At 73.1% G+C, this 3,221-nt stretch carries 1 pseudogene; it reads left to right on the top strand.

What is annotated here, in order from left to right:
• Positions 1-235: 235 nt before the first annotated feature.
• A pseudogene (locus AC1DY5_RS48705) lies at positions 236-3,221 on the top strand (hypothetical protein); the annotation flags it as partial.

The raw sequence follows: 3,221 nt of genomic DNA, 5'->3' as shown, positions 1-3,221 counted from the left end.
GCCGCGCGCCGTGCGGGTCGAGGCGCCATCGGCTGCGCCGAAGGCAGCGGTCGCGAAGAAGGCGGCTGCGAAGAAGGCGGCCGCGAAGAAGACCACCCGGGCTTCGGCCGCCGAGCCGGCTTCTCGGTCGACGAGCCCCAAGGCTTCCTCCCGGGCCGCGGCAAAGAAAGCGACGCACAAGAAGCCCGCCTGAACGACACCGCCCCGATCACCGAGCACGCCACAAGGAACCGCCATGGCCATCCGACCCATTGCCACGCCGCTTGCCGGTGAAAGAGTGCTGGCGCTGTCGCCCGAGAACGCGACCGATGTCTCCACCTTCTGGCAGCGGCGGCTCAACCTCTTCGCCGGCCGCGCGCTGTCGGCCGGCGCGCTGGCGCAGCGCCAGGCCTGGCAGGCCGGCCACATCGCGCAGCGCGGCCAGGACTGGGTGCCCGGCACGGTCGACGGCTTCGAGGCCTTGGTGCGCGGCGCCGCGGGCGGTACCCGCTTCGCCGACGTCGAGGTGCATGTCGGCAGCGGCCGCGGGCTCGCGGTGACCGGCGAGGATGCCGTGCTGCGGCAGCCGCTCTCGACCACGCTGGCCGACGTGCCCGTGATCGCGCCGCCGGGCTTCTTCGAGGACGGCAGCGGCGTCGGTGCGCCGACCGCCGACGGTTCGCTGAACCCGCGCGAGATCGGCGCCGCGCTCGGTGCGCTGCCCGCCGCTTCGCGGGCGACCCTGCCGAGCACCGGAATCCTGCTGCTGCAACCGGCGCTAGCCGACACCTCGGAGTTCGATCCCGAGGACCCCTGCGAGCGCTCGGCCTGCGACGAGGGCGCTACCGGCGACCCGAGCGTGTTCGAGGACTGGCGCATCGGCGACGCCGTGCGGCTGCTTTGGTACGTGTGGCCAAGCGAATGGCGCAGCTTGCCGGCGCCCGGTCCGGGCGCGCGCAATGCGCTGGCCTGGACCATCTTCGAGGCCGAAGCCGAACTGCCTGCCGCCAGCGCGCTGCCGTGGGAAGGCTGGGGCGTGCCGGTGGCGCTGGTGCAGCTCGACCTCGCCACCGAGCAGCCGCTGTGGGCCGACCGCGCGAGCGTGGTGCGCCGCGGCGGCCTGGCGCGCAACGCGCGGCTGCAGCTCGCCACCGGTACCGTCGGCGCGCCGCTGCTGGTGGCCAGCAGCCGGCTGCCTTCGCTGCAGCAGGCGCGCATCGAGCAGTTCGCCGAGGAGGTCGCCGCGCTGTCTGCCGAAGCTGCGCTCACGCCCGAGCAACTGGCGCCCTCGTTCCCGAATTTCCTGCCGCCGATGGGCCTGCTGCCGCGCAACTGCTACGAGCCGGTGACGCGCCGCAGTGCCTTCTTCCCGGCCGGCTTCGACATCGATGCGGTGCCGGTGCCGGTCGAGCAGCTCGACATCGCGGCACGCGCCAACGCGGCGCTGGCGCCGCTCGACATGCGGGCCAGCGAAAGCGTGCGGCTGCTGGTGCCGGTACCGCTGGCCTCGTGGGAGCCGCGCCTGCTGATCACCAACGAGACCCCCGATCCGGACTTCCAGCGCACGCTCGACCGCTTCCTGCTGGTTCGCTCGCGCGTGCTGGGGCTGCGGCAGGGGCTGCGGGTGCGGCAGTCGGTGCTCCAGCACGGACTCGATGGCCAGTCACCACAGGTGGTGGCCTGGAACGATGACGACGACGCGGTCGAGACCGAAACGCTCTCGCCCTGGGGCCCGGCCCCGGCGGGCGGCGGCCATCGCAGCCGGCTGGTGGCGGGGCTGCACCAGCACTACTTCGAGCGCGCCACCCAGACGCTGGCGCCGGGCGGCGAACGGCTCTACTGCTGGGTGAACCTGGACCCCGACAATCCGCCGCGCACGCTGATGCTGCAGTGGCACGTGGCCGGCGCCGACTGGGAGCATCGCGCCTACTGGGGCGAGAACCTGATCGCCTTCGGCGCCGACGGCACGCCCTCGCGGCAGCGCATGGGCGAACTGCCGGTGCTGGGCGGCTGGGTCCGGCTCGAGGTGCCGGCGGCCAGCGTCGGCGTCGCCAACGCCACGCTCGACGGCATGGCCTTCACCTTGTTCGACGGCCGCGCCGCCTACGGCATGACCGGCAGCGGCAGCGGCGCCAGCGGACGCAAGTGGTTCTGCAACGTGCTGCCCGACGGAGCCCAGCAGTTCGGCGACGACGGCTGGGAAATGCTGGCCGCGAACGATCTGTGGGCGCCGTTCGAGCCCACGCTGGGCGTGCTGCCGGCCACGCCCGCGGCGCCGCCCTTCACTTCGGGCGGCCATGCGGATGCGCCGGCCAAGGGCCTGCATTTCCACAGCTACGACATCGCGCTGGCGCCGACGCCGCGGCCGCCGGCCTTCGCGGTGCAGCCGACCGAGAGCCTGTACGCCTGGGTCTACCTCGACCCGAACGATCCGCCGCGCGAGATCCAGCTGCAGTGGCGGGTGCGCGACGGCAACATCGCGCGGCGCGTCTACTGGGGCTGGAACCAGATCCCGTCGAACGTCGCCGAAGCGCATGCCGGCGTCTATGCCGGGCCGCTGCCGCAGCCTGGAGGCTGGGCCCGCCTGTCGGTCGCGCTGTCGGCGCTCGACCTGCCCAACGGCGCCGCCTTCACCGCGCTGGACTTCATGCAGTTCGACGGCTTCGCGGTGTTCGGCCCCGCGGGCGCATTGACCACCGCCGCCACCGGCGCGCCGATCACCGAGCGTCCCTGGATCGCGGTCAGCGATGCGGCCGGCGGCGGGCCGACCACCAACCCGGGCTGGAACCTGCTGACCGCCGCGCAATTGCGCGCCCCCTCGGCCGCCTCGATCAACGGCAAGGTGGCGGCACTCGACGACCTGTTCACACAGCCGGCGCTGCAGGTGTTGTCGGCGCACGAGCGCATGCAGCTCTACCTGCTGGGCATTGACGGCTTCTCGGCCTACCTGAAGTCGCGCACCGACCGCGCCGACGACCTGGTCGACTACGGCTTCGTCAAGGTGCAGACCGACGTCTACCGCGTGCGCCAGCTGATGCTGGGCACCACCGCGGCGACCCGGCTCGCGGTCTCGCCGGTGCTGGCGACGATCGCCCAGGCCGAGACCGCGACCGCTTCGCAGGAGCAGATCTCCAGCTTCATCGCCGACCTGAAGAAGAAGGTGGTCACCACGCCGCCGAGCGCGGCGCCGGCCGCCGCGGTGCGCGCGGTGGCCAGTGCGGCGGCGGCCACCACCACCGGCG

This window comes from Variovorax sp. P4_D9, from assembly GCF_056401695.1.
This window is presented reverse-complemented; position numbering and strand designations above follow the sequence as displayed.